The organism is Helicobacter salomonis (genome assembly GCF_900197775.1).
Lineage (GTDB): Bacteria > Campylobacterota > Campylobacteria > Campylobacterales > Helicobacteraceae > Helicobacter > Helicobacter salomonis.
The window spans coordinates 22,968-48,845 of sequence record NZ_FZMA01000037.1 but is presented as its reverse complement, the minus strand read 5'-3'; the positions used below and the strand labels follow the sequence as shown (position 1 = coordinate 48,845).

The window sequence follows — 25,878 nt, the reverse complement described above, 5'->3', positions numbered from 1 at the left end:
TCTACTCCACCACAAAGAGCACATCGCCCGGGTTGACAAATTGTTCATTCTCCGCCCTAATTTCTGTGATCTTGCCTTTAGCTCCGGCCTTGATCTCATTGAAAGTTTTCATCACCTCTACTAGGCAAAGGGTGGTGTCTTCATTGACTTCAGAGCCCACCTCTACAAAGGGAGCGGCATCCGGGTTGGGTTTGCGATAAAAGGTTCCGGGGATGGGGCTAACAACTTCGTGCATAGGTTCTCCTTAAGGGTGGTGAATGGTGGGTTTTTGAATTTTAATGCCATGCTCTTCTAAGAGCGTGCGCGTGGCTTGCAACAAAGAGAGGGCCCCGGGGGTATCGCTGTGGATACACACCGAGTCAAAATCTACCTCAATGACCTTACCGGTTACCGTTTTGACTATGCCCTCTTTGCAGGCTTGCAAGACCTTATTAGCAACTTCCTCAGGCGTGTAAGCACGTGCGCGGCGCACCATTACCAACTGCCCATCATCGCCATAATCGCGATCCCCATAAAATTCGCGCACAAAGGGGTGTTTGAGCTCCTTTGCCACTTCATGCGTGATCGTGTTTTCCATGCAATAAAGGGGCAGGCTGGGGTCAATCTTATGCAAAGTGCTGATGAGTTCTTCAGAAAAGGCGCGATCCTTGCTGGCGTGGATATACAAACTCCCATGGGGCTTGAAGTGGTGCAATTTACCCCCTAGGAAATGCACAAACTCGCGCAACGCGCCTAGCTGGTAGAGACAATCATTAGTTAATTCGGTCGGATTAGCCACAATATGCCTGCGCCCAAAGCCCACCAAGTCTCTAAAGCCCGGGTGCACCCCAATCTCTACCCCTTGTTCTAGGGCGTTTTGCACGCTATGGCGCATGATATTGGGATCGCTAGCATGAAAGCCAGCGGCAATATTGCAACTGCTGATGAGCTTCATAATCTCATCATCTACGCCATCTCCAATAATCCATGGGCCAAAACATTCCCCCATGTCGCTATTTAAATCTATGTGTTTTTTCATGGTTCTCCTTTGAATTACATTGAAAAGTATGGCATGAGAAGGCTAACTACCCCAAAGCTTGCCTAAGAGTCACAAATTTATCTGGGTAGAATAGAAACTAAGACGCGTCAATGTCTAGGGAGCGAGCGTCGTGTCTTCCAAATCCCTCAAAATGCGGATTTCAAAGGTTTTATCTGGTGTGTCTAAGAGCGTGATCTTGCCCCCATGCGCCTCCACCACCTGTAAAGAGAGTGCTAAGCCTAGCCCATTGCCCTTTAATTTGGTGGTTTCAAAGGGCTCAAAGAGCACTTCTTTGTCGATGATTTCTTTCCCATCGTCCTTAATGTGGCACACCACCCACTCCCCCTCTTCAAAGATGGCTACTTCAATTTGCCCCTCTTCTAAATGCCCCTCTTCAATCGCATCAATGGCGTTATACAAGAAGTTCTGCAGGGCAATACTGAGCAAACTTAGATCGTAGCGTGCGCTAATGGGCGCGATGTCTGTCTTGAGCGTGATGTCCTTAGTGTAGGTGTATTGGTTGAGCGCGTCCTTGATCTCATCTTCCAACAGGGATAAACTCTGCACGATTTTATTGGCATGCACCCCCTTAGAAAAGAGCAAGGTCGCCTTGATGATACGCTCCACGCGCCATAACGCCTTTTGCAATTCAAACACAATAGGTTTGGTCTTTTCGTCCACCTTTTTAAGTAAAACAGAAGTGAGAAGTGAGATCGAACCTACGGGGTTGCGAATCTCATGGGCTAGGTGGGCGGAGATTTTACCCATAGAAACTAGGCGTTCTTGGCGTTTCTGCTTGGTAATGTCTGTGGCGGTGATGATTTCCTTACCCTGTATTTTGTTATGCTGAAATAAATAGTTCTTGCCCTCGTGCTCGATCTCGCTATTAAAGCCTTGCGCACGCGCCTTTTCAAAAATGCTTTGGTTTTCTAGGGCTTTGCTATTTTTATAAAAGAAACTCTTGTTCTCATTGAGCACCCAAATGGCTTGGGGCAAAATCTCAATCACCCACTCGTAAAGGGCTTTGTAGTCCTTAAACTCTTTTTCTACCTTGTAGCTTTGCAAGATAAATTCGTTGAGCAAGGCTAAAAGCTCTTGGCGATCCCCGATCTTGTGTAAAATCCCTTCTGAATCTGATGGTTTCTCCATGCGCACTAACTCTTTTTCTTGGCTTCCTCTTGGGCTTTCAGAAAGTTGAACAAGAGCTCGCTATAGCCAAAATGCCCACTGAGTTGGTCAGAGAGAGACTCCTTAAACATGGATTGGTAAATCTCACTCCCGGGTTGCTTGGGATAGAGTGGGTTGTCTAATTTAAGCGCGGTGTCGAGCATGAACTTCAAGAGCAAGGATTCAAAGGCATTGGTTTGCTCTTTGAGTTTGGTATCATCACCCTTAAGATTTTTAGCATCGAGCTTATTGGCTAAATACTGGTTGTAAATATCTACATTATTCTTAATCATATGACCTCCATTTCTGCGCTGATCGCTCCCCCTTTTTTCATTGCCTCCAAGATAGAAACAATGCCCTTAGGGCTCACCCCGATCTTTTGCAACGCCTTAACCACACTGGCAATGGTTGCCTTTTGGGAGCTTAAGATATTCTCCTTGGTGTCAAACATGGTCTGTGCGTCCAGCTTTTGGATATCCTTTTTGGCCTTGCCCTTCTTGGGCTCTAAGAGTTCTTGGGTGATCTTAATGGTTACATCCCCACTAGTTACTACCACCGGGTGCACCACAATATCCACACCCGCTACCACGGTGCCCGACTTTTCATCAATGATAATCTTATTGGCGTGGCTGTAGTCAATATTGATCTCTTGGATCAGTGCCAAAAACTCTACCATAGTTAGGTTGTCTGGTTTTTTGAGCTTGATCGTCTTGGGATCGATGGCTAGGGCGACTGCGTCTTTAAAGACATGATTTAGAGCCTCTTGGATTTTGATCGCGTTTTTAAAATTAGGTTTTTTAAGACTGAGTGTCATACCATTTTTATGCAAGAGATCGTAACTAACCTCGCGCTCAATGGTTGCGCCATTGATGATTGTGCCCGAGAGTAGATTAGCCGAATTGCCTAAACTCACGCTCCCTTGCGCGATGGCGTAGATATTCCCATCAATTGCGCTTAAGGGGGTCATCACCAACACCCCATGGTCGATGGATTTAGCATCCCCAATTGAAGAGATTTGCACATCGATTTTATCGCCCTGCCGTGCAAAAGAAGGCAAGCTAGCGGTGATCATGACGGCGGCAACATTCTTAGACTTGATGTCTTGGGGAGACACTTTCACATTGACACTTTCTAGCATATTGGCAATAGATTGCATGGTGAATTTAGAGCCGGATTTATCCCCCGTGCCATTGAGCCCAATCACCAGTCCATAGCCCACCAGTTGGTTATCGCGCACACCCACGATATTGGCGATGTCCTCGATCTTTTCGGCATGCAGACCCACCACGCACAGACATAGAGCTAAGAATTTGCTTAAACTTCCCATGCGCGCATTCTAGCTAAACTTTTTTAATCCGCGCTTGGCAATATAGCCCCACAGACCTAGAGAAACCCCTACCATCGCCAAGCTTAAAATCTGTCCCATGCTCAAGTGCCAAAAATAATACCCCAGTTGCGCGTCTGCCTCTCTCCAGTATTCGCAGATAAAACGCGCACATGCATACCCCAAACCATAGACCACCATCAGCATGCCCGGAGTGCGCACAAAGGCTTTAGCCACCCACACCACGATAAAAAGCACTAGACCCTCTAAAAACGCTTCAATGAGTTGGCTAGGATAGCGCAAGACCCCATCTACTAGGATTCCTATTTTTTGCCCCCACACATCGCTACTAGGCACTACACGACCCACTAATTCTTGGTTTAAAAAATTGCCTATGCGTCCAAAGACATAGCCTAAGGGCAAAGAAATCGCAATCAAATCCAAATAGATTAAAAAGTTTTGCTTTTTAATCACGCTAAACAGCACAGAGGCCACCAAAAAGCCTACCAGCCCGCCATGGTAGCTCATCCCTCGAATGCCTACAAATTCCCCATTGTAAAAGGGATTGAAAATCTGCCATGGGGCTTTGAGATAGTAAAGGGTGTTGGGATCGTAGATGAGAATATAACCCAAGCGCGCACCCAAGATCACGCCCAATTCCACATACAAAAAGTAGCTCTCAAATAGGGCTTTAGAAATGGGAAAACGCTGCGGGTCGCGCTTGATCGCGCTGAGTGCGACAAAAAAGGCGACAAGGAGCGCACTCACATAGGCTAATCCGTACCAATGCACATTTAAGCCAAAGAGAGAAAAGGCAATGGGGCTAAAGTGGCTGTAAATTTCATTCCAAAAACTCAAAATCCTCTCCTAAATCAAAATAGGGCGGGGTGGGGGCTTGTAGGTCATAACCCAAGAGTTTTACTCTTTTAGCGTGTAAAAAGAGATACATATTGGGTTTTGCCCCATAGAGAGTATCTCCCACAATGGGGTGCTTGATCGCACTCAAATGCGCGCGGATTTGATGGGTTACCCCGGTTTCAATCACCACTTTTAAAAGAGTGTAGTGGGGATAGTGTTTTAAGGGGGTGATGTGCGTGATCGCCTCTTTGCCCTTGGGATCACACACACTTTTGACAAAACCCTTATCCACATGTGCATGGCTTTTTTGCACCCTTAAGGGCATGCGCAAGGTTTGCCCCTTATGGATAATGCCCTCCACCAGTGCGCAGTATTCTTTATAAACGCGTCTTTGTTTAAACGCTTCTAATGCGCGGGTATAAAATGGGGCACACCCCAATAAAAGAACCCCGCTAGTGGGCTTGTCTAAGCGGTGCAAGAGTTGGTAGGGGGCGTGATCGCGTTGCAGCGTATAGCTATCCACCCCCGCGCTTTTACAAAGAGCTAAGAGTGTGTCATTTTGGTAGAGAATGCTAGATTCCACGCGCTCTAACACCTCAAAACGCGCTGTCAAGGGAAGCAGAGTTCTAGCTAACTTTAAGGGCTTGTTGTGTGCGCGCACTCTGCCTAAATCGATTAAATTCTTGGCTTGCTTGTGAGAGATGCCTAATTGGGCACTTAAGAGTTTGTAGGCTTTCTGCATATCATGTGAGCCAATGTTTCTAGGCGATGGTTGCCGTATTCAATAGAACTGGGCAAGATTTTTTGGGCTTGTGCAAGGGTTTGAGTTAGTTGTGGGGGTTCTACCAAGATAAAATTACGCACACAGCTAAATAGAGCTTCTTGGTTGAAAATATGTTTACCGCTAATGAGTTTTGCCCCAAAAAAGGCGGGCTCTAGGGGATTATGCCCTCCTATGGGTGCAAAAGCCCCCCCTAAAATCACGATGTCTGCGATGGCGTAAAAGTCATTGAGCACCCCTAGCGCATCGATCAAGGTAACTTGATGATGCCATGTAAGCCCCTCTGAGAAAAGATCAAAAATCAAGCCCTTTTGAATCAACATTTTCTTAACTTCCCCAAAGCGCTCAGGGTGGCGCGGGACTAGGCCAAGAAAAGCATCGCTTTGCAGGGCTAAAAACGCCTCTAAGATCAACGCCTCTTCACCTGGATGGGTGCTAGCCGCTAGGATCAAGGTTTTAGGAGGCTTTGGGTAGTGATGAGTGCGCTTGGGGGGGTTAAAGAGTTTGAGATTGGGGAAAATTGCCCCGGTGCGCACCCCTAAAGAGCGCAGTTTTCCTAAATCTTGTGTGCTTTGAGCGTAGATGTGATCCACTTGCGCAAAAAGGTAGGCATAAAACACCCTAAAGCGGTGATAACGCGGGTAAGAACGCCTAGAAATGCGTGCATTGATCAAAAAGGTTTGCGCTCCCACTTGTTTAGCCAAGACAAAGACTCCCAGCCACAATTCAGCTTCTGTAACTACCAAGGATTGCAACTGATCCAAATCTTTGCGCCAGAGCCAAAGTAAGGTCTCAAAAAGCAAGTAGCGCACTTGTATATAAGCGCTGTGGGCATAGGTGTTGCGCGCGAGGGTGTAGCCGGTTTGGGTGGTGGTGGTGAGCAAAATAGGAGTGTTGGGGAAAAGGGCTAGCAAGGGTTCTAGGGATTTGACTTCGCCAAAAGAGCAGGCATGAAACCACAACATAGGCTTAAAGGTGAGCTTGTACCCCCTAGCAAAAAAGCGTGCTCCCAAAGAATGGCGGTACTTGGACTTGAAACGTAAGAAAGCAAGCACGGGCAGGACTAGCAAATACACTAGCGCAAGCAGGGCAATATAGAAGCGATAAAAAATTAGATCTCGCTTGTTTGTTGGGGTTGGGTTTCCACATAGAGAATACGCCCACAATGCGGACAGGTCAAAATGTCCTGACTGCCTAAAATTTCTGTGTAAGTCTTGTCGTTAATGCGGATAAAACACCCCCCACATGCCTGTTTGCGCACACTCACTACACAGGTATTGCCCGCCCAACGCCTAATGCGCTCGTAAAAGGCGATGAGTTTGCGATCCATTTTGAGAGTGAGATTTTGTTTTTCATGGAAAATCTCCTGTTGGCGTTGCTTGATCTGGGCTGTGTCCTGCTCTACCCGCTCTTCAAGGGTAGTGATTTGGGTTTCTAGCGTTTCTAACGCTTCTCTCAAACCATCTTGCAATTTGCTTTTATGCGCCATTTCATTTTCCAAACGCTCAATTTCTTTATTGGCTTGGTTGGCGCGCTCTTTAGTAATGTCTTCTTCGATGCCTAAAGAACGCAACTCTCGTTCTGACTTGATTTGAGCGATTTTTTTCTGAATACTATCGATTTTAGCGTTGATTTCGTGCAAGGTCTGTTCATTTTTGGAAACTTGGAGCTTCAGAGCAGCTTTTTCTTCTTCTAGTGCGCTGTATTCGGCTTGTTGTTTGTGTTTCGTGGCTAGGGCTTTATCTAAATCCACGCGTTTAGCCTGAATTAGAGGCTCCAAGGCTTCAATGTCTTTATCTAAACGAGAAATCTCGATGAGTTGGGTCAAATGCGCATTCATAGCGTGCCTTATAGATGTAATTGAAACCGGGGATTCTAACATATTCTGGCTTAGGGTTGTGGCATGTAAGCAACTAAGCTGTGAGGGTATGTTAAATGCTATAATCCACGCCATACTTCAAAAGGAATACCATGCCCTATATTTCTAATACACTCGATGGCGCAAGAATTCTCATTACTGGAGGGGCGGGGTTTATAGGGAGCAATCTAGCTTTTTATTTTCAAAAACACCACCCTAAAGCACGCGTCATCGTATTGGATAAATTCAGAGAACAGACCCCCCCTAGCACGAGTCTAGGACATTTTAAGAACCTTATTGGGTTTAAGGGGGATGTGGTGCGTGCGGACATTACAAAGGATTTAGAACGCATCGAAAAGCTCGATTTTGATTACCTTTTTCACCAAGCTGCCATTTCGGACACCACTAATTTAAACCAAGAATTAGTTATGCGCACCAATCACCAAGCTTTTTTGGATTTGCTAGACATTGCTGCGCGTAAACACGCCCGCGTGATCTACGCTTCTTCGGCTGGAGTTTATGGCAACACACCCGCACCTAATGTGGTAGGACAAGGGGAAAACCCCGAAAATGTCTATGGTTTTTCTAAGCTCTGCATGGATGTCAGCGTGCTCAGTGGGCGTTACAATATCCCTATTGTTGGCTTGCGCTATTTTAATGTCTATGGTCCGGGGGAATTCTACAAACACAAAACCGCTTCGATGATCTTGCAATTAGGGCTACAAGCCCTGCTAAACCAAGAGGTTAAACTCTTTGAATTTGGAGATCAGCAACGCGATTTTGTGTATGTCCAAGATGTGATTCAAGCCAATGTCAAGGCGATGCGCGCGCCTGTGAGTGGGGTGTATAATGTGGGCTTTGGCGTGGCGCGCTCCTATAATGACATCGTAGAGCTTTTAAAACAAGAGTTGGGTGACTTTAAAGTAACCTATATCAAAAACCCCTATGCCTTCTTTCAAGAGCACACTTGCGCACACATTGAACTTACGCAAAAAGAGTTGGGCTACCAACCTGCTTACAACCTAGAAAAGGGTATTAAGACTTATGTCCCCATTATCCGTGCATTGGCGCAACAGACATGTTAGAGCTCTTAAGCCAACCCCAAAAAATCCCCCATATTGTAGTGGTGGGTGATCTCATTGTGGATCATTACATTTGGGGTGTGAGTGAGAGGCTCTCCCCAGAAGCCCCCGTGCAGGTAGTGGAGGTGCAAACAGAGAGTTATCGCCTAGGGGGAGCGGGCAATGTGGCAGATAATTTGCGCGCACTGGGAGCGCAGGTAAGTCTGTGCGGGGTGGTGGGCGCAGATGAGCCTAAAGAATGGTTGCTCACCCAATTAGCCCAACTAGAGATCAATTCTCAAGGCGTGCTTGTCGATCCCACACGCCCCACTTGTAAGAAAAGCCGCGTGATGATCTCCAAGCAACAGGTCTTACGCATAGATCGCGAAAGTAGAGCCCCCATCAGCCCCACATTGGAGAAAACCCTTTTAGACACTGCTGCTGCTTTATTAGAAAATGCGGATGCACTGGTGATCTCAGATTATCAAAAGGGCGTGGTGGGTACGCGGCTTTGCCAAGCTTTGATCACCCTTGCTAACCAAGCTCATAAGCCCGTTTTATGTGATCCAAAGGGAAAAGACTATTCTAAATACAGCTATGCGACTTTAATCACCCCCAACAAAAAAGAAGCCCAGATCGCCACAGGTTTGGACATTCAGGACGATGCGCATTTGCAAGAAGCTTTAGAGCATTTTAAAACACAATTCCACATCACCATTCCCCTTATCACTCTAAGCGAAGCGGGCATGGTATTTTTAGATCGGGCTAATATGGTGAAAATCCCCACCATTGCCAAAGAAGTTTATGATGTGAGCGGAGCGGGCGATAGCGTGATCGCGGCTTTAGCTTTTTGTTTGGCTTTAGGCTTTGATCTGCACCAAGCATGCGCGTTTGCCAATGCGAGCGCGGCGGTGGTGGTGGGCAAGGTGGGGAGCGCGCATGCCACTTATGCTGAAGTGCTCGAATTTTGGCAACGCCACTACCATCAAGGGCAAAAAATCCTAGATCGCCATCTCTTAAGCCAAATCTTACGCGCCAGCCACCCTAAACGCGTGGTTTTCACCAATGGGTGTTTTGATCTCTTGCATAGGGGACATGTAGATTACCTGCAAGAGGCTAAAAAGTTGGGGGATATTTTGGTAGTGGGCTTAAATAGCGACTCTTCTGTGTGTGCGCTCAAAGGGGCGACGCGTCCCATTCAAGCCCAAGAGGATCGCGCCTTTATTTTAGCGGGCTTAGAGTGCGTAGATTTTGTCGTCATCTTTGAAGAACTCACCCCCCTAGAACTCATCAAAGCCCTTCAACCCGATATTTTGGTCAAGGGGAGCGATTACAAAGATAAAGAAATTGTAGGGAGCGATTTAGTGCCAGAGGTGGTTTTAATCGACTTCGTGCAAGGCAATTCAAGCAGTAGTATTATCCAAAAAATTCAAGGACTTTCATGCAACACTTCATCCAATCTGAATTCTTAGCCCATATTCAAACTGCTCAAGAGACTTTGGCAATCTTGAGCCAAGACATCGAAAAAGCCGCGCTTTTACTCGTGGAAACTTTAAGGCTGGGTAATAAGATTTTAATCTGTGGGAATGGGGGGAGCGCAGCGGATGCGCAACATTTTGCCGCCGAGCTCACGGGGCGTTATAAAAGAGAGCGCGTAGGTTTGCCTGCCATTGCTTTAAGCACAGATACTTCAGCTTTGACAGCTATTGCTAATGATTATGGTTATTCTAAGGTCTTTGCGCGTCAGGTGGAGGCATTAGGCAAACCGGGGGATTATTTGGTGGGCATTTCTACCAGTGGCAATTCTGAAAATGTGCTTTTAGCCTTGCAAAGGGGCAAAGAATTGGGCTTAGGCACTCTGGGCTTAAGCGGACATCAGGGGGGCAAGATGCGCGCGCTGTGTGATTGCCTTCTAGTTGTGCCCAGCACAGACACTCCGCGTATCCAAGAGATGCATATTTTACTCATCCACCTACTTTGCGATGCGATTGAAAAGGCATTCTGTGAGTAAAATGGTTTTAGATAATCGGTTCTTGCTGTGTTGGGTGAGCTTTGTGCTTGCGTCTGTGTTTTCACCTGATGCGCATTTAAGCTATCTTTCCAAAACTTTGCTCAAAGTTGCCTTCTATAGTGGGGCGTTTTTCTATGCGCTCTACACGCTTTTAAGCTTTTTGCCCACGCGTTTAAGCAACTTGATAAAAAATACTATCGTAGTTCTAAGCCTTTTAGTGGCTTTTCTGCGCTTTTTTATGGGCTACATTTTCAACATGGACATTAACCAAGCTTTGATTGAAACCCTACTAGGCACAAATGTCCAGGAAGTCCGCTCGTTTTTGATCGCTCATGTATTCTCCCATAGTTTTCTGATTTTGGGCGTGGGGGGCGTTTGTGCGTTGTTTTTGGCTTTTGTGCGTTTTAAGTGGAGTCTTCCCCCTAAGCTCCATGCTTTGTTTTTAGGGATGTTTATTTTGGGTGTGGTCGCGCACATGGGACGCACGGCTTATCTGTTCCACCAAAGAGGCGCGACAGGTTGGACACCCCCAGAAATTTGGGACACTCTGCCTTTAATCAAGGAGGTGCGCGCGATCTATTTTGGTATAGGTAGTGATGCGCAAGCGGTGCACGCTAGCCTCAATAAACCCTATCCTAAGGATTATCTCAGAGTAGATAGGGATAGCGTGGATAATGTGGTACTCATCGTGGGCGAGAGTGCGTCTAGAAATTTCATGGGGGTTTATGGCTACTCTGTGCCTAACACGCCTTTTTTTAGTGGTTTAGTAGAGAGAGAGAGATCGCAAAACTTGTTTGTCTTTGATAATATTATCTCAGCTTTTGCAAATACTCATGGGGTTTTCCAAACTCTCTTGAATTACAGCGACTATGAAAACCACGCTACAGCTTGGTATGAACAAAAGAATCTAGGAGATATTTTCAAGAGGGCGGGTTACAAGACTTTTTGGCTGGACAACCAAGACCAAGCCCGTACCAGCAATGCCTACGAATTGCTACCCCGCCGTTTTGAAAAAATTTTTCGGACTCCTTCTTGGAGCACGGGTGATCAAGCTTTGCTAGATGTGTTTAATAAGCGTGTTTTGCCCCATTTAGGGGCTAAAAATGTGGTTGCCTTCCATCTCATCGGCAGTCATCTACTCTACAAAGAACGCTTTCCCAAGAGTTTCGCCAAATTCACTCCTGCGCAAATCCCCTATCAGGGTTTACATGTAAAAAATGAGGCAGATAAACAAATCGTCGCTGATTATGTGAATTCGCTTTACTACACCGATCATGTCTTAGAGGGAATTTTTAAGCTCTTTGAAGACAAGGACGCAGTGATCGTCTATCTCTCCGATCATGCCCAAGATATTTTTGAAAGTGATAACACCTATGGGCATCGTTGCTCTACCTATGGCGTAGAAATCCCCTTTGTCATCTATGTTACCGATCTCTTTAAACAAAAACACCCTGAAAAAGTCAAACAACTCGCCCAAGCGGTGCATAAACCTTTCATGAGCGATGATCTGATCCACACTCTTTTACCATTAGCAGGGGTTCACACCAAGGATAATATAGAAAGCAAGGATTTATTGAGTCCGCAATTTGACACCACTCGCCAGAGGGTTTATTGTAATGATATACCCTATAAGCAAAAGCCTTAGCGCGCAAAATATAGATATAGGTCATAAAAAATGTAGTAAATGTGTTAAAATGCGCCCTCATTTCTTGATCAAGGTTTCGTATGATTTTAGATAACCGCTTTTGGCTCATGTGGCTGGCCCCTGTAGTGGCGAGTTTCTTCTCTATGGATATACATATGGGTGGGTACTTGATGCGCCATGTGCTCAAAGTAGCCTTTTATGGTTTTTTACTTTTTTATCTATTTTATTTTTTGGTTGATCTCATCAAATACAAAGGCCTAGTTCGAGGGTTGAAAAATGCCATGCTCATCTTGAGCTTGTCCTTTGCCTTTATTAACTTTTTTACTTCTTATTATTTTAGTATGGGATTTAACCAAGCATTGGTCGACACCATTTTAGCCACTAACCCTGAGGAAAGCTATGCCTTCTTTGTGAGCACGGTCATGCCCCATTTGGGGATTGTAGTGGCATACTTACTCTTTTGTTACCTATTTTTATACGGGGTGCGCGCACGGGTACAACTCAGCTATCGAAAATCTAGCCTTATCTTTGCACTCCTTGTAGGTGGCATCGCTTTACACTCCATGCGTACGGGTTGGAATTTACAACAAGGCGTAAGGGGGTATGTTGTCAATCTTGAAATTGCGATGCGCACCACTCCCATTGTTAAGGAAATTGGCACGCTCGTGCATGCCTTTCAGGATCGTCACCAAGCCCAACATATTTACCAAAGTTTCAAAGAACCTTACCCGAAAGGGTATGCAAGTATCAAGCCCAGTAGCGTAGCCAATGTTATTTTGATCGTAGGGGAGAGCGCATCTAGGAATTTTATGGGAGCTTATGGCTACTCTGTGCCTAACACGCCCTTTTTGAGTAGCTTGCTAGAGAGAGAGAGAGAGAGAAAGCAAAATTTGTTTGTCTTTGATAATGTGATTTCTCCCTTTGGCAACACCATGCCTGTTTTTCAAGTCTTGCTAAATTACAGCAATTATGAAAACCGCACTGTCCCTTGGTATGAACAAAAAAATTTAGCCGATATTTTCAAGCTTGCTGGTTATAGAACCTTTTGGTTAGACAACCAGGAAGAATCAGGCTCTAGCAACGCCTATAGTCTTATTGCGCGTCGTTTTAATCGCCATGTCTATACCCAGATTTCTTTCAAAAAGCTTTACGATTCTGCTTTGATAGACACCTTTCACACTGAAATCCAGTCTCAAGTTGGTGTTAAAAATTTTATCCTCTTTCATCTCATCGGCAGTCATCTACTCTACAAAGAACGCTTTCCCAAGAGTTTTGCCAAATTCACTCCTGCGCAAATCCCCTATCAGGGTTTGCATGTGAAAAATGAGGCAGATAAACAAATCGTCGCTGATTATGTGAATTCGCTCTACTACACCGACCATGTCTTAGAAGAGATTTTTAAACTCTTTGAAGACAAGGACGCAGTGATCATCTATCTCTCCGATCATGCCCAAGATATTTTTGAAAGTGATAACACTTATGGGCATCGTTGCTCTACCTATGGCGTAGAAATCCCCTTTGTCATCTATGTTACCGATCTCTTTAAACAAAAGCACCCTGATAAAGTGAAACAGCTTGCTCAAGCCGTGCACAAGCCCTTTATGATCGATGATCTCATCCATACCCTTTTGCCCTTAGCAGGGATTCACACTAAGGATAATTTAGAGAGTAGGGATTTGCTAAATCCCGATTTTGATATTACGCGCCCAAGAATGTATTGTCAAAATATGCTCTACAAAAAAAGGCCCTGAGCATCTTTAACACGCTCTCCTTACACATCGTCTCTTGTGTCTACAGCACAAATTTGCCAGCCGATTATCCTCATAACTTCGAGCTTGTGGGCTTTAGCGCCCGCGCGCCAAACAAGACAAAGAGAAATGGGCTAAATCTCCCCTTCCCATGTGTGCAAAGCTTGCTCTAAAACCTCTTTAACACAGGTGATTCCCCCTGCTAGGCTAAACAGCCAGTACTTGTGCGCGTAGATCCATTCTAATTGTTTGGCCTGTAAATCTTCTTGGGTGAAAGTGGGCTTGACGACAATCTTAGCAATGTCTAACTCTTGGTGAAAAATATAGGATTGAATCGCATCATTAAAGCATTGGGTAAACTTGACCTCTTCAAACAAGCCCTTGAGATTATCAATCTTGATGCTCAAGTCTTCAATGCGCTTTAAATCCAAATTCTCTAATTCCTGCCTGGCATTCAAGTCTTCGATCTCTTCTAAAAAGCTCATCACCTCTAAAAAAAGGGCTTCGATCTTTTCTTTGCACTCTTGGGCGTAGGTAATCGCCTCTAGGCATGTGTTTCTAGCTCCCTCCAGCCATTGCGCGCTCTGCTCTGGGCTTGGGGAGGTGAGCTGTAGGGGGGGTTTGGGTTCTAAGAGGGGTAAATCCGCATGGATTCTAGCTATTGCCTCTGCAAAACTCAATTCCAAAGTGCCCCTAATTCTAGCCCCTCCCTCTGTAGCGTTGATCACCTCTAGGGCATAGGGCGTGTGGTAGATGTCTTTTTCAAAAAAATCTAAGAAGAGTTTCCAAATACGTGTGCTCTCCACTTGTCCTTCCCCGCCATAGGCTTCAATAAAAATTTTCTCTCCTTCCTCTTTGGGCTTGATTTCCTGCGCGCCATAGAGAGCGCCACTAGCATGGCTATCCCCGCTGGGCGCAAAGCTCAAATCCTGCCCGATAAAAACACAACGCTTGAAGCGCGCATGCACCACGAGCTCATAGGCCATGTTAGCCGCACTCATGCCAATGCCCAAATAGCCATAGTCATGCAAGTTAAAAAGGCTTGTATAGCCAAAGGGGCGCAAACTAAACTGGATAGTGCCCTTACTGATGGCTTGGCGTAAGGTTGAATGCACAATCGAAGTGATGGCAAAGATCACGCCCTCTTGGGCCTCTTTAGGAGTGTCTTCGTAAAATTTTGCGCTAGCCTCCACGCGCTCCAAAGAAAAGACCAGATCGGGTTTGATCCCATGCGCGTGCAAAATGGGGAAAGATGCGTCAATGCAAAAGAGAGTTGCATAGGGAGCGATTTCTTTGAGCAGGGGTAGCTGCTTGTTGAGGCTAGGCCCTGTAGAGACAATGATCGCAGTGTTGTAACGCGCGTTGCGCAACTTGAGAGCTTGCACGAGGTTGATGAGAGTTGGGGTTTGCACAACAAAGGGGAGGTTTTGCACATGGTGTTTGATACCAATGATGGCATCCCTAGCGTCATTACCCACCCCAATCACGGCGTTTTCCAAAGCTTTAATGAAGTGTTGGTTGATCTGAGTGAAATCCGACGCGTAGCGTTCATAATAGGAATGGGCAATGATCAGCTCATAGACTTTGGCATAAATCTTGGCGTGCTTGTCCATCAGGAAAAGTGAAGCGATCAAGGGGTAATTGCACGCACTAGAATGCAATAAAATCAGGCGATCACTCTCCATCTCTTCGCTAAAATCCAATAGGTTCAAAATAATAAAAATGATTTCTAATTCTGGTTCAATGACCACGATGCGTTTGAGTTGTTCTAATCCCAAAAACAAACGCATGAGCATGCCATTGCCTGCACCGTAGAAGTAAAGGTAGGGAATATAGGCATAGCTCTTGAGTTCTTCAAAACGATCTAAGTTTTCTTCTAAGGGTTTATTGGCAAATAAAGGTGTGTTACAGGAGATGTCCACAATATTGAACGCGTCTTGTTGCACAAAGACCTCGTATTTGAGATTACTCTTGAGCTTGGCCAGCTCTAAGGCGAGCAGGGGGTCTTTGGCTTGCAACACCCCTAGATTCTTCTCATAAATGTTAGACAAGTCCTACCCTACCCCCTCTATTGTAAGAGTCTCAAGACATTTTGCTGCACCGCATTGGCTTGGGCCATCGCAAAACTCCCGCTCTGGGCCAGGATATTGTATTTAGAAAAGCTCGCACTCTCTTCAGCAAAATCCACATCGCGGATTTGCGATTCGGCCGCTTTCACGTTCACCTGAGTTACAGAGATGTTATTGATCGTGGTGACCAACTCCATCTGCACGGAACCTAGATCAGAGCGAATCTTATCCAGCTGGGTGCGCGCGCTCTCAGCCATATCCATCACCATCATCGCCCCGCGCAAACTCGTAACCCCTGCCCCAATGCCCTTAAGATTAAAGGCGGCCTGAGCAGCGTTAGCATTCCCCCCCCCAGCACTGGCAGCGTTGGCATCAAAAACCCCACGGATATTCTGCAAATTCACTGTGTATTCTGCGATACCCTGAGCAGAGTGCAAGCCGACATGGCTAAAATTCACCCCGCTGACAATGATGTCGCGCGCATCCTCTCTAGTTAAAGTTAATCGACCTACGATGGCGTGTGCATTGCCCGAGATGCCTCTAAAATTCCCTCCTCCAAAGACATGCCCAGAAGCACTCTCAGTGTGGATGGAGATTGCACGCCCATCTACAGAGCGTAAATTGATACGTCCCTGAATATCCGTATAAGCCTCTACACCCGTGCGCTCCTTAACAGAGTTGATCGCATTGGTCAATCTCCCATCGCGGTCATTGTGTTGGACATCATTCACATTCCCGATCAACACCCCATTAATGGTCAAGCCCCTTACCGTGCCTGACTCTACGGAGTTCTCACCCGTGCCCAAAACCACGGCGGTGGCGCGCACGCCCAACGCCACAGAGTTCTTATTGATCACATTCACCAACGCGCCTAGCCCTGTGCCCGCGCTAGTGGAAATCTTTACAGACTCTAATTTAAAATCATTTACCGCATCCGCCTGCTTGAACTTGAGTGTTACTTCCTGGAGGTTGTGCGCACCCGCACTCACTTCCATGCCCCCGCGATCCATTGCTGAGGTTTCAAAGCGCACATGCCCAATCTTATCTGAGCCTGTAGGGCCAATAGAAGCCTTGATCGTAGTGTTGGAATACGCCCCGATCTGGAATTCTTTATTGGAAAAACTTCCTGCCAGCAACTGCTGGCCATTAAAGCTCGTGGTGTTAGCAATATTGTCCAACTCTTCTAGGAGTCGTAAAATATCACTTTGCAACGCCTTTCTAGTTTCGGCAGTTTGTCCATCTTGGGCGGCCTGCACGGCCTTAGTTTTCACCGTGTCTAAGATTTTGATTTGCTCATCCATCGCTTTATCTGCGGTTTGCACCACCCCGATTGCATCATTCGCGTTTTTGACCGCCTGCCCCAAGCTCGCACTTTGGCTTCTCAAGCTATCGGCGATCGCCATCCCTGACGCGTCGTCTGCAGCCTTATTGATGCGCAAGCCTGAACTTAATTTTTCTAAAGAGGTAGAAAGATCGCGGTTGTTGCGTACCCCGATAGTGTGTGCATTCAATGCGGCTACATTCGTATTGATTCTAAAACTCATCTGTGCATCCTTTGCAATAATATGCCCACACAAAGCAATAGCTATTCCATGTTTTAGAGACACTCCTTGCAGTAAAATAGTTTATAATGTGAGAAAAACGAGGTATGCATGGGCAAACACACCAAACTGATTATTGTAGAGTCTCCCACTAAAGCCAAGACAATCGCACATTTCTTAGATGGTAGTTATGAGATCATCGCCTCTAAAGGGCATGTGCGCGATCTGCGCAAATACGCTATGGGAATTAGTGTACAAGAGGATCGATTCATTCCTAAATATGCTGTAGACAAAGACCATGAGGAAATTGTGGCGCAGATTTTACAACGCGCCCAAGGCGCGCAAGAAATTTACATCGCCACGGATGAAGATCGCGAGGGCGAGGCAATCGGTTACCACATCGCCTATCTCATCGATCAGGCCAAACGCAAAGGCCAAGACCCCTTGGAGGAAATGCACACTTTAGAATTTCAGAGCCAGACCAAGACTCCTAACAGCCCTATCTTTACCTTTCCACGCATTGTTTTCCATGAAATCACAAAAACCGCCATTTTGCACGCACTCAAACATCCCAAAACCCTCGATGTACACAAAATCAACGCCCAACTAGCCCGCAGGCTTTTGGATCGCATTGTGGGCTTTAGTTTGAGTTCTCTACTAGCCTCTAAAATTTCTAAGGGCATGAGTGCGGGGCGGGTGCAAAGCGCAGCTCTTAAAATCGTGGTGGATCGCGAACGCGAGATCAAGGCCTTTAAGCCCATCACTTACTACGAGATTGAGGGTATGATTGAAAAGGTATCAGTGAGTTTACACACCTATCAAAACCAAAAACTCAAGAAACAAGGTCTTAGAAATGCCCAAGAGGCCTTGGAGATGGTAGCTAATTTGCGCGCTCAGACTTATCAAGTCCAAGAAATCAGCACTAAAGAGAAGAATGCCCCCACGCCCCCCCCTTTCATGACCTCCACTTTGCAACAAAGTGCCTCCAGCCAACTAGGTTATAGCCCTTCTAAAACCATGAGTATCGCCCAAAAACTCTATGAGGGTGTGATGACTCCACAGGGGGCTAGCGGGGTGATCACCTATATGCGCACGGACAGCCTTAACATCGCTAAGGAAGCTATTAAATCCGCGCGTACTTTCATTGAGCAGACTTATGGAGCACCTTTTGTGCCCAAAAAACCCAAAGTCTACACTTCTAAAAATAAGAGTGCTCAAGAAGCCCATGAGGCAATCCGCCCCACCAATTTAGATTTCACCCCAAATATCGCTAAAAACTACCTCAAGCCCGAAGAGCATAAAATCTATACCTTGATTTACCAACGCTTCTTGGCCTCTCAAATGAGCGATGCGCGCTTTGAAAACCAGAGTGTGCATTTTACTAATGAGAAGTTAGGGGCTGTGTTTAAAGCCAGTGGGCGCAAATTGCTCTTTGAGGGCTTTTACAAAGTCTTGGGCGAGGTAGATAAGGACATGCTCCTGCCCCATTTTAGCTTGCATCAAGAAGTGCATCTGGAGAGTTTAGAGGCTAAGGAGTGTAGCACGCAGCCCCCTGCGCGCTACTCAGAAGCCTCCTTAATCAAAACTTTAGAGAGTTTGGGAATTGGGCGACCCAGCACCTACGCGCCTACTATCGCCATCTTACTTAGCCGCGATTATGTGTCCTTGCAACAAAAACAGCTCGCCCCCACTCCAAACGCCTTTAGCGTGATAGAGATTTTAGAAAAACACTTTAGCGAGATTGTGAACACCGCCTTTAGCGCAGGGCTAGAAGATAAATTAGATGCGATTGCTAGCCACCAACTTAATTGGCAACAAATGCTTTTAGACTTCTACACTCCCTTTATGGCGCAGATTGAAGAGGGCAAGCTCAATATCGTCTCCCAAAAGGTGAGTGTGCCCACTGGCGAATCATGTCCTAAATGTAGCGCTCCATTAGTGCAAAGGACGGGTAGATATGGCGTGTTTGTAGCGTGTAGCGCTTATCCTAAATGCAAGTTTATCAAATCCGAAGTCTCTCAAATGGAAGACCTGGGTGTTTGTGAAAAGTGTGGCGCGCCGATGGTGAGCAAAAGGGGGCGCTTTGGGACATTTGTGGCCTGTAGTGCTTATCCCACCTGTAAAAATATCCGCAACGAAGATGTTAAAAACACCCCTCCCCTTGCCAAATGTCCGCAGTGTGGGGGAGATGTGCGCGCCAAAAGGGGTAAAAGGGGTATGTTCTATGGTTGCGACAATTATCCAAATTGTAAGTTCATTTCCAATTACAAGCCTGCTCCAGACCCGTGCGCCCAGTGTGGTGGCTTGCGTGTGATTAAGCTCTATAAGACAAAACCCAGTGTGCAGGAGTGTTTACAATGCCACGCTAAAGTAGAAATAGAGAGTGAGCAAGTGTGATGGCGAGCATTGTCTTTGGTCCTTTAAAGTCGCGCCGTTTTGGGTGGTCTTTGGGGATTGATGTGAGTGGAGAAGTGAAACAATGCAATTTTAATTGTGTCTATTGCGAATTACAAGCACATAAGCCCATAGACACAATGCAGCATATAATCCCCTTAAATACGCTCTTAGAGGCGGTGCACACGGCCCTGCGCACCTACCAAAACACTCCCCTAGATGTGCTCACCACTACTGCTAATGGCGAGCCCACACTTTACCCCCATCTCTATGAATTTATCACCCAACTAAAAACCCCGCACGGGCTTAACACCTTGATCTTAAGCAATGGATCGCGCTTTGGAGACCCTGAAGTGCAGAGAGCGCTACTGCGCTACAACATGGTTAAATTCTCCATCGATGCTGCTCTGCCTAAGGCCTTTGCCAAAGTGGATAAACCCAGCGCACAACTCCGTCTGGATCGCCTGCTAGAAGGTATTGCTGATTTCAGCACGCACTATGAGGGTATGTTAATTGCAGAGGTTTTGCTCGTCAAAGGAGTCAATGATACTTTGGAAAATATCCAAGCCATTGTAGCCTTCTTGCGTCAACTTAAATTAGTCCGCGTGGATTTGAGCACCATCGATCGCCCTCCCTCCCACAACGCCAAACCTCTGAGCACAGAGGCATTGTTAGCAGCTGCAGCGCATTTTGAGGGTTTGCCCGTGAGTTTGGCCTTGCGCGATGCCCATACTCCTGATGCATTCCCCCTGCAACAGTTAGAGCCCCACGCCTTTTTAGACCTTCTGTATCGCCGTCCTTTAAGCGTAGAAGAGGCGCGCAGTTATCTTCCCTTTCCTGTTTTAGAAGCCCTTGTGCAAGAAGGAGCGATGCATGTGAAAAAAATCGGAGCGGTGGCATTTTATTACCATCCCTCATCAAACTTGCTATAATTGAACAAACCAATATCAAGGATGTAGATGCGGCATAAGATGCGCTGTGGGGTTTTAGCGGGTTTGTTGCTTGTTGGCGGGCTGTACGCGCTCAACCATCCCCACAAATCCCATGCACAGGATCAACAACCTGGGGAAACGCCCCTTTTGAGCGATACTCAGATCGGATTGCGCAACACCCCTTTAGAAGATGAAAAGGACCTGAAATTACGCGCCTATGATTTTCACAAGAAACCCCCTGGGGAGAGCCAACGCTTTGAGCGCGCATATGAAAATGCCCCACCCATGATTCCTCATGACACCACGGGATTGTTACCCATTACGAAAGAAAATAACCAGTGTCTAGGTTGCCATGCACCTGATGTGGCAAGCAGTGTGGGGGCAACTCCCGTGCCTCCCTCCCATCTCTTTGATTTTCGTAACAATCGTCCTACTAAGGATGGAAGCGTGAGTGAGGCGCGTTTTAATTGCACGCAGTGCCATGCTCCGCAGGCTAATGCCCAACCCTTGGTCAAGAATAATTTCAAGCCTGTCTTTACAAATAAAGATTTGGAATTTCGTTCAGATTTTATGGATGTTGTGGATGTAGGCGTCAAGGGTGCCAAGCCTAAGGATGTACGCAAACCATGAAATACACGCCTAAGTCACTGATACCCTTTGGGATCATCGCGCTCTTGGGAGGGTGCTGGGTGGGTGATCCTAGCGATGTGGATCCCAATTTACCCGATGTAGACTCCTTAAATGAATGTGGAGAGATCAAAAACGAATGTGTGGGGAATAAAGATAGAGATATTCCTACAGAATCCAAGCCCAAGAACTACGGCACTTTCCATACAATTTCTCTAGCTGGGGTCAAGGTAGCGCATGGGGGCATGTTTTCTATCTCAGCCCTACCCCCCTCTGGGTGGGGATACATGCCCTACTACCCGATGAGTCCTATGATGTATCCAGGAATGTATGGCATGGCTCCAATGATGGGGATGTATCCTATGGGCATGTATCCCTATGGCATGTACCCGATGATGACGGGCATGCCCATGATGTATGGACCTTGGTGGTAACTAATAGATGGTCACATGCTCAGGCTTACAAAATAGAACCAATTCTTTCCCATTATCTAAATGGTAGAGTTCGATCGATCCCTGATCGAGCACAAAATCCACGCTGCAATCGTTGAGAGCAACTTCCACACGCTGCATGTCGGGTTCTTTGCGATCGGCTTTCATGCTCAAAATGACGCCATTGAAAGCCATGGGGTCTAATTTAAGTCGCTGGCTAAAATTAGGGATGAGAACTTCAATCACTTTAAGAATAATTGTAATATCATCGTCTTCCTGACAATTCTCAACCTCGCTCGCACTGCACTTGGCCTGCACCACTACCTGATGGGCTTCAAAGTGTACTCTATACATTCCCTGCCCTCTTTCATGCAAAGAAATCTTCCCACGAATACGATTCTTGACATAAAGACTACTCATACAGCTCCTTGTGTACATTCAAAAGTTTAATAGGTTATTCTACCATGAGTGGAACACAAAAATTTCAGAGTAAAGATATAACTCACCATTCACACACTAAAAGCCGACATACTTAGAGCGATTTTGCAGGATTGAGAGGGCTCCTCTCTCCTACGCTCATCAGGTGTTCAATATATCAGTAAACCAAGGTCTCTTTTTGCAATTCCTGCAAACTCACTGGTGGGCTATCCTTGAATTTGGAGTACTCTAGCAAACTCAATAGCACCTTTTCGGTGGCTTTAAGGGTAGTGAAATAAGAAATCTTATTTTTGAGCACCTGCATACGGATGATTTTAGAGTCTTCATTGAGTCTGTCGCTGGTGTTAATTGCCATGTCAATCTCGTGATTCAACATAAAATCTGAAATATTAGGCCGTCCCTCAGAGATTTTAAGCACTTGCACGCTCTCTAACCCTTCGGCTTGCAGGGCTTTGTGTGTGCCCGTAGTGGCATATAACTTAAAGCCTAAACTCACAAAGGCACGCATAAGAGGCATGGCACGCTGTTTGTCGCTATCTTTCAGAGAAACAAAGAGATTCCCCGAGAGTTTTACGGGATTATTGCAGGCTAATTGGGATTTATAAAAGGCCTCAGCCAAAGTGTAGCCCACACCTGCCACCTCGCCCGTGCTCTTCATCTCAGGCCCTAAGACCAAATCCGCCCCATAAAGTTTATTAAAGGGAAACACACTCTCTTTAACAAAGACATAATTCAAATCTTGAGGGATAAAGAGATGTTCAGCCTTATGCACCAAAGCAAACTCTTTAGCCAAGTTCTCCAAACTCTGCCCTACCATCACGCCGATGGCCATCGCCGCAATGTCCAGCCCCAAAGCTTTAGATACAAAGGGTACGGTACGCGAAGCTCTAGGGTTAATTTCTAGCACGACCAGCTGGTTATTTTTGTAGGCAAACTGGATATTGACCAGCCCCAACACCTGCAAACCCAGAGCGATCTTTTGCGTCTGGTAATAGAGATCATCTAAAAGCTCAGGGCTCAAATTTGGAGGGATAAAACAAGTGCTATCGCCTGAGTGAATCCCGGCTGGCTCGATATGCTCTAACACAGAGCACACAAACACGCTTTTTTGATCACAGATTGCGTCTACATCCAACTCTAGCGCGTCCTCTAGGAAGTTATCCATTAAAAGACTGGTTTCAAAATTATAACTTTCTATGTAATCTAAGCATTCTTGCTTACTGCGTAAAATACGCATTTTAGCCCCCCCTAATACAAAACTTGGGCGCAGGATAAGGGGTAATTCCAGCTGGCCTAGATACTCTAAAGCATCTACCTTAGAGTTAGCACATAACCCTTTAGGATAGGCAATGTTGAGATTATCTAAGAGTTGGTGGCATAAGTCGCGCTCTTCAGCGATCTCAATGTTTTTAAAGGCGGTGCCTAGCAAGGGGATATTGAGGGCTTCCAAATCTTTGGCAATTTTAAGCGGGGTTTGCCCCCCAAAACCCACCACTACACCTAATAAATGCTCTCTCTCTTGCGCCACAATCTCTAAGACATGTTCTAAAGTGATGGGCTCAAAGTAGAGTGTGTCGCTGGTGTCATGATCGGTGCTAATAGTCTCGGGATTATTGTTAATGATGATAGGGCTTAAACCCAGCTTTTTAAGCGCAAGGCTGGCGTGTGTGAGCGCGTAGTCAAATTCCATCCCCACCCCGATTTTATTGGCACTTGAGCCGATGAGTATGACCTTTTGGCGTGTGGATTTGAAGGGTTTTTGGAGCGTAGGAAAGGGGGGTGCATAGGTAGAATACAAATAGGGCGTGGGGCTTTTAAACTCATTGGCGCTCAAATCCACTTGATACATTTTAGGGTGCAAGTCTAGGGTATCCCTAGCTTGGCGCACCTTTAGTTCGCTCACCCCTAAAAAGCTAGCGATCAGCGCATCACTTAGACCCATGCTTTTAAGCCCAAATAGAGCGTTTTTGTCACCAAGTAGAGTCTTTGCCTCTGTGCCTTTGAGTTCTAGCAGGGCCTGCACGATCTCAGCTATCTCGTTGAGGAAGTAGGGGTCAATGTAGCAGAGCGCGTTCACCTCATCCACACTTAAGCCATCGCTAAAAGCGTGCATGGCGTAAAGTAAGCGTTTAGGATTAGGGCGGCGCAATTCCTTTTTAAGAAACTCTAATTCTAGGGGTTGCTCTAAAAAGGCGCGCAGATTTTTTAAGAGATAATCACTCTCTAGGGCTTTCATTAAGCTTTCTTTAAAACTCCCCCCAATACCCATCACCTCGCCGATGCTCTTCATAGAAGTGCCCAAAGTGCTATCCACTTGGGGGAATTTCTCAAAGTCAAAATGCGGAATCTTGGTGATGATGTAATCTAGGGTCGGCTCAAAGCAAGTCGTGCTTTGGGTAATGTCATTTTGAATTTCTTCTAGCGTGTGCCCTAGAGCTAAAAGCGTGGCGACTTTGGCGATGGGAAACAAGGTTGCCTTGCTGGCAAGCGCGGAGCTTCTGCTAACCCGTGGATTCATTTCAATGACTAATAAACGTCGATCTTTAATGGCAAATTGCACATTCGCCCCGCCCGTATCCACGCCCACCGCCCGCAAAACCGCAAAGCTGGCATTGCGCATGCGCTGGTATTCTTTATCTGTTAGGGTCAGCGCGGGGGCAATGGTGATGCTATCGCCTGTGTGGATTCCCATAGGGTCAACATTTTCAATGCAGCACACAATCACGCAATTATCCTTGCAATCGCGCACTACCTCCATTTCAAACTCTTTACAGCCCAATAAACTCTCTTCAATCAAAATCTCGCTAATAGGCGAGGCTTCTAGGGCGAATTTGGCTAGGTCTCTAAACTCCTCAATATTAAAGGCGACACTACTCCCTTCCCCGCCCAAAGTAAAACTAGAACGGATGATGCAAGGAAAGCCCACCTCTTTAACCACACCTAGTGCCTCTTCCTCGCTGTAGGCATAGCCCCCCTTGGGCAAATCTAGCCCAATGCCTAACATGCACTCTTTAAAAGCACGCCGATCCTCTGCCTTTAAAATGCTCTCAATCTTAGCCCCCAAGAGCCTGACATTTTTCAGCGCGCCCTCAAAATGCCCCTGTTGGTGCAACTCCACCATGATATTAAGCGCGGTTTGCCCCCCCATTGTGGGTAAGATCGCCTCTATGCCCTCTTTGTCTACGATTTTAAGTACATTTTGCGTGTTAATGGGCTCAATATAGGTCTTATAGGCTAGGGCTTTGTCCGTGTTGATGGTGATGGGGTTGGAGTTTAAAAGCACCACTTCATAGCCCAAGCTTTTAAGCGTTTTAAGGGCGATGCTAGAGGAGTAGTCAAATTCGCACGCCTGCCCTATAACAATGGGACCCGATCCAATGAGTAAAATTTTCTTAAAGTTTTGCATAAGGGGGATTATAGCAGAAGTTGGGGGGTTGCTTGGGTCTTTGCAGGCATGGCCATATATTCAGGTCCAGATATTTTTTAGGATGACTTCCCACTGTCCCTCTAAAGACTTCATGGTGTTTTCTAGGATGATGCGTTCTTGCTCGATCTTGGCGATCACGCCCACGATTTGCTCTTGCTCCTGCAAGGGTGGGAGTGGGATTTTAAGGGCTTCGTAAAAACTAATCGGCACTCTTTTACATGAAAAACTATTAAAAAACTGTTTTTAAAAAACGCAACTGTGCTTGACGCATCCGTGAATCGAAGTTTTCTCGAACAAAAAAATTGCTTGAATCGGATTCAAATGAGGTGTTTTGAAGTGGAAGGGAGAGAAGATGTGCTTTGGGGATATGAAGTGAAGCATTTTGAGTTCTTGTGAGAGGATTTGCGAGGGTTTTAGCTGGTAGTGGTATCAATGGGCTTACACACAAGAACTTTTAGGGGCTTTGGAGGTGAGATTTTGGGAAATTGGGCAGTATAGGGTTAAGTAACGCACTGGGGGTTGAACGGTTGGGTGAGTTTGGAGGAATG

Annotated in this window: 23 protein-coding genes; 9 read left to right on the top strand and 14 right to left on the bottom strand. The window is 46.2% G+C overall.

Annotated features, from left to right (window positions below; genetic code table 11):
- Position 1: 1 nt before the first annotated feature.
- The 9 genes from C6H04_RS06055 to C6H04_RS06015 all read right to left on the bottom strand — a co-directional run bounded on the left by C6H04_RS06055 (position 2) and on the right by C6H04_RS06015 (position 6,988).
- Positions 2-235 (bottom strand): acetyl-CoA carboxylase, encoded by a 234-nt coding sequence (locus C6H04_RS06055; protein WP_104732618.1) that lies wholly within the window; start codon positions 233-235, stop codon positions 2-4.
- A gap of 9 nt (positions 236-244) precedes the next feature.
- Complete coding sequence (gene pxpA, locus C6H04_RS06050) at positions 245-1,018, bottom strand: 5-oxoprolinase subunit PxpA (RefSeq protein WP_104732617.1); 774 nt, start codon at positions 1,016-1,018, stop codon at positions 245-247.
- Positions 1,019-1,132: 114 nt separating this feature from the next.
- The gene (locus C6H04_RS06045; RefSeq protein WP_104694952.1) at positions 1,133-2,167 is read right to left on the bottom strand and encodes a sensor histidine kinase; all 1,035 of its coding nucleotides are present in this window, start codon (positions 2,165-2,167) and stop codon (positions 1,133-1,135) included.
- A gap of 5 nt (positions 2,168-2,172) precedes the next feature.
- On the bottom strand, positions 2,173-2,478 hold the full coding sequence (locus C6H04_RS06040; RefSeq protein WP_104694932.1) for a hypothetical protein: 306 nt from the start codon (positions 2,476-2,478) through the stop codon (positions 2,173-2,175).
- Positions 2,475-3,512 (bottom strand): flagellar basal body P-ring protein FlgI, encoded by a 1,038-nt coding sequence (locus C6H04_RS06035; protein ID WP_104694931.1) that lies wholly within the window; start codon positions 3,510-3,512, stop codon positions 2,475-2,477. The genes C6H04_RS06040 and C6H04_RS06035 overlap by 4 nt, the downstream gene beginning before the upstream one ends.
- 9 nt (positions 3,513-3,521) lie before the next feature.
- Positions 3,522-4,367: a prolipoprotein diacylglyceryl transferase gene (lgt, locus tag C6H04_RS06030; protein ID WP_104732616.1), complete on the bottom strand. Its 846-nt coding sequence runs from the start codon at positions 4,365-4,367 to the stop codon at positions 3,522-3,524.
- On the bottom strand, positions 4,351-5,109 hold the full coding sequence (locus C6H04_RS06025; protein ID WP_104732615.1) for an RluA family pseudouridine synthase: 759 nt from the start codon (positions 5,107-5,109) through the stop codon (positions 4,351-4,353). The genes lgt and C6H04_RS06025 overlap by 17 nt, the downstream gene beginning before the upstream one ends.
- Positions 5,085-6,260, bottom strand: coding sequence for a lipid IV(A) 3-deoxy-D-manno-octulosonic acid transferase (gene waaA, locus C6H04_RS06020; protein WP_104732629.1), 1,176 nt, complete (start codon positions 6,258-6,260; stop codon positions 5,085-5,087). Before waaA ends, C6H04_RS06025 begins: the two co-directional genes overlap by 25 nt.
- Positions 6,260-6,988, bottom strand: a complete 729-nt coding sequence (locus C6H04_RS06015) for a zinc ribbon domain-containing protein (protein WP_104694928.1) — start codon at positions 6,986-6,988, stop codon at positions 6,260-6,262. Before C6H04_RS06015 ends, waaA begins: the two co-directional genes overlap by 1 nt.
- A 131-nt stretch (positions 6,989-7,119) precedes the next feature.
- On the opposite strand from C6H04_RS06015, the gene rfaD reads away from it, so the two are divergent.
- The 5 genes from rfaD to C6H04_RS05990 all read left to right on the top strand — a co-directional run bounded on the left by rfaD (position 7,120) and on the right by C6H04_RS05990 (position 13,474).
- Complete coding sequence (gene rfaD, locus C6H04_RS06010) at positions 7,120-8,091, top strand: ADP-glyceromanno-heptose 6-epimerase (RefSeq protein ID WP_104732614.1); 972 nt, start codon at positions 7,120-7,122, stop codon at positions 8,089-8,091.
- Positions 8,085-9,539 (top strand): D-glycero-beta-D-manno-heptose-7-phosphate kinase, encoded by a 1,455-nt coding sequence (rfaE1, locus tag C6H04_RS06005; RefSeq protein ID WP_104732613.1) that lies wholly within the window; start codon positions 8,085-8,087, stop codon positions 9,537-9,539. Before rfaD ends, rfaE1 begins: the two co-directional genes overlap by 7 nt.
- A complete protein-coding gene (gene gmhA / locus C6H04_RS06000; protein ID WP_104732612.1) occupies positions 9,509-10,078 on the top strand; it encodes a D-sedoheptulose 7-phosphate isomerase in 570 nt (189 codons plus the stop codon). The genes rfaE1 and gmhA overlap by 31 nt, the downstream gene beginning before the upstream one ends.
- A 1-nt stretch (position 10,079) precedes the next feature.
- Positions 10,080-11,723, top strand: coding sequence for a phosphoethanolamine transferase (locus tag C6H04_RS05995; protein WP_104732628.1), 1,644 nt, complete (start codon positions 10,080-10,082; stop codon positions 11,721-11,723).
- A gap of 80 nt (positions 11,724-11,803) precedes the next feature.
- Complete coding sequence (locus C6H04_RS05990) at positions 11,804-13,474, top strand: phosphoethanolamine transferase (RefSeq protein WP_104732611.1); 1,671 nt, start codon at positions 11,804-11,806, stop codon at positions 13,472-13,474.
- A 131-nt stretch (positions 13,475-13,605) separates the two neighbouring features.
- On the opposite strand, the gene C6H04_RS05985 is transcribed toward C6H04_RS05990, so the two are convergent.
- Together C6H04_RS05985 and C6H04_RS05980 are read right to left on the bottom strand one after the other, a co-directional pair.
- Positions 13,606-15,522, bottom strand: a complete 1,917-nt coding sequence (locus tag C6H04_RS05985) for a motility associated factor glycosyltransferase family protein (protein ID WP_104732610.1) — start codon at positions 15,520-15,522, stop codon at positions 13,606-13,608.
- 17 nt (positions 15,523-15,539) lie between these two features.
- Positions 15,540-17,084 carry a flagellin B gene (locus C6H04_RS05980; RefSeq protein WP_104694920.1) on the bottom strand — a complete coding sequence of 515 codons (1,545 nt, stop codon included), beginning with the start codon at positions 17,082-17,084 and terminating at the stop codon, positions 15,540-15,542.
- 108 nt (positions 17,085-17,192) lie between these two features.
- Here C6H04_RS05980 and topA point away from each other — a divergent pair, with 108 nt between their 5' ends.
- The 4 genes from topA to C6H04_RS05960 are packed head-to-tail and all read left to right on the top strand — an operon-like array spanning position 17,193 to position 21,468.
- Positions 17,193-19,478, top strand: a complete 2,286-nt coding sequence (gene topA, locus C6H04_RS05975; RefSeq protein ID WP_104694919.1) for a type I DNA topoisomerase — start codon at positions 17,193-17,195, stop codon at positions 19,476-19,478.
- On the top strand, positions 19,478-20,407 hold the full coding sequence (locus C6H04_RS05970) for a radical SAM protein (protein ID WP_104732609.1): 930 nt from the start codon (positions 19,478-19,480) through the stop codon (positions 20,405-20,407). The genes topA and C6H04_RS05970 overlap by 1 nt, the downstream gene beginning before the upstream one ends.
- A gap of 27 nt (positions 20,408-20,434) precedes the next feature.
- Entirely contained in the window at positions 20,435-21,037 is a 603-nt protein-coding gene (locus tag C6H04_RS05965) for a nitrate reductase cytochrome c-type subunit (RefSeq protein WP_104732608.1), read from the top strand.
- Positions 21,034-21,468, top strand: a complete 435-nt coding sequence (locus C6H04_RS05960) for a U1 small nuclear ribonucleoprotein (RefSeq protein WP_104732607.1) — start codon at positions 21,034-21,036, stop codon at positions 21,466-21,468. Before C6H04_RS05965 ends, C6H04_RS05960 begins: the two co-directional genes overlap by 4 nt.
- Here the strand turns inward: C6H04_RS05960 and C6H04_RS05955 are convergent, their stop codons facing one another.
- The 3 genes from C6H04_RS05955 to C6H04_RS05945 all read right to left on the bottom strand — a co-directional run bounded on the left by C6H04_RS05955 (position 21,469) and on the right by C6H04_RS05945 (position 25,540).
- Entirely contained in the window at positions 21,469-21,885 is a 417-nt protein-coding gene (locus tag C6H04_RS05955) for a hypothetical protein (protein WP_104694915.1), read from the bottom strand.
- A gap of 175 nt (positions 21,886-22,060) precedes the next feature.
- Entirely contained in the window at positions 22,061-25,318 is a 3,258-nt protein-coding gene (carB, locus tag C6H04_RS05950) for a carbamoyl-phosphate synthase large subunit (protein WP_438940246.1), read from the bottom strand.
- Positions 25,319-25,369: 51 nt separating this feature from the next.
- Entirely contained in the window at positions 25,370-25,540 is a 171-nt protein-coding gene (locus C6H04_RS05945) for a restriction endonuclease subunit S (protein WP_233711871.1), read from the bottom strand.
- Positions 25,541-25,878: the final 338 nt, after the last annotated feature.

Excerpts from the sequence above, each read along its gene's own strand:
- C6H04_RS06055 (WP_104732618.1), bottom strand. The coding sequence starts at position 235 with ATGCACGAAGTTGTTAGCCCCATCCCCGGAACCTTTTATCGCAAACCC.
- pxpA (WP_104732617.1), bottom strand. The coding sequence starts at position 1,018 with ATGAAAAAACACATAGATTTAAATAGCGACATGGGGGAATGTTTTGGC.
- C6H04_RS06045 (WP_104694952.1), bottom strand. The coding sequence starts at position 2,167 with ATGGAGAAACCATCAGATTCAGAAGGGATTTTACACAAGATCGGGGAT.
- C6H04_RS06040 (WP_104694932.1), bottom strand. The coding sequence starts at position 2,478 with ATGATTAAGAATAATGTAGATATTTACAACCAGTATTTAGCCAATAAG.
- C6H04_RS06035 (WP_104694931.1), bottom strand. The coding sequence starts at position 3,512 with ATGGGAAGTTTAAGCAAATTCTTAGCTCTATGTCTGTGCGTGGTGGGT.
- C6H04_RS06025 (WP_104732615.1), bottom strand. The coding sequence starts at position 5,109 with ATGCAGAAAGCCTACAAACTCTTAAGTGCCCAATTAGGCATCTCTCAC.
- C6H04_RS06015 (WP_104694928.1), bottom strand. The coding sequence starts at position 6,988 with ATGAATGCGCATTTGACCCAACTCATCGAGATTTCTCGTTTAGATAAA.
- rfaD (WP_104732614.1), top strand. The coding sequence starts at position 7,120 with ATGCCCTATATTTCTAATACACTCGATGGCGCAAGAATTCTCATTACT.
- rfaE1 (WP_104732613.1), top strand. The coding sequence starts at position 8,085 with ATGTTAGAGCTCTTAAGCCAACCCCAAAAAATCCCCCATATTGTAGTG.
- gmhA (WP_104732612.1), top strand. The coding sequence starts at position 9,509 with ATGCAACACTTCATCCAATCTGAATTCTTAGCCCATATTCAAACTGCT.
- C6H04_RS05995 (WP_104732628.1), top strand. The coding sequence starts at position 10,080 with ATGGTTTTAGATAATCGGTTCTTGCTGTGTTGGGTGAGCTTTGTGCTT.
- C6H04_RS05990 (WP_104732611.1), top strand. The coding sequence starts at position 11,804 with ATGATTTTAGATAACCGCTTTTGGCTCATGTGGCTGGCCCCTGTAGTG.
- C6H04_RS05980 (WP_104694920.1), bottom strand. The coding sequence starts at position 17,084 with ATGAGTTTTAGAATCAATACGAATGTAGCCGCATTGAATGCACACACT.
- topA (WP_104694919.1), top strand. The coding sequence starts at position 17,193 with ATGGGCAAACACACCAAACTGATTATTGTAGAGTCTCCCACTAAAGCC.
- C6H04_RS05970 (WP_104732609.1), top strand. The coding sequence starts at position 19,478 with ATGGCGAGCATTGTCTTTGGTCCTTTAAAGTCGCGCCGTTTTGGGTGG.
- C6H04_RS05965 (WP_104732608.1), top strand. The coding sequence starts at position 20,435 with ATGCGGCATAAGATGCGCTGTGGGGTTTTAGCGGGTTTGTTGCTTGTT.
- C6H04_RS05960 (WP_104732607.1), top strand. The coding sequence starts at position 21,034 with ATGAAATACACGCCTAAGTCACTGATACCCTTTGGGATCATCGCGCTC.
- C6H04_RS05955 (WP_104694915.1), bottom strand. The coding sequence starts at position 21,885 with ATGAGTAGTCTTTATGTCAAGAATCGTATTCGTGGGAAGATTTCTTTG.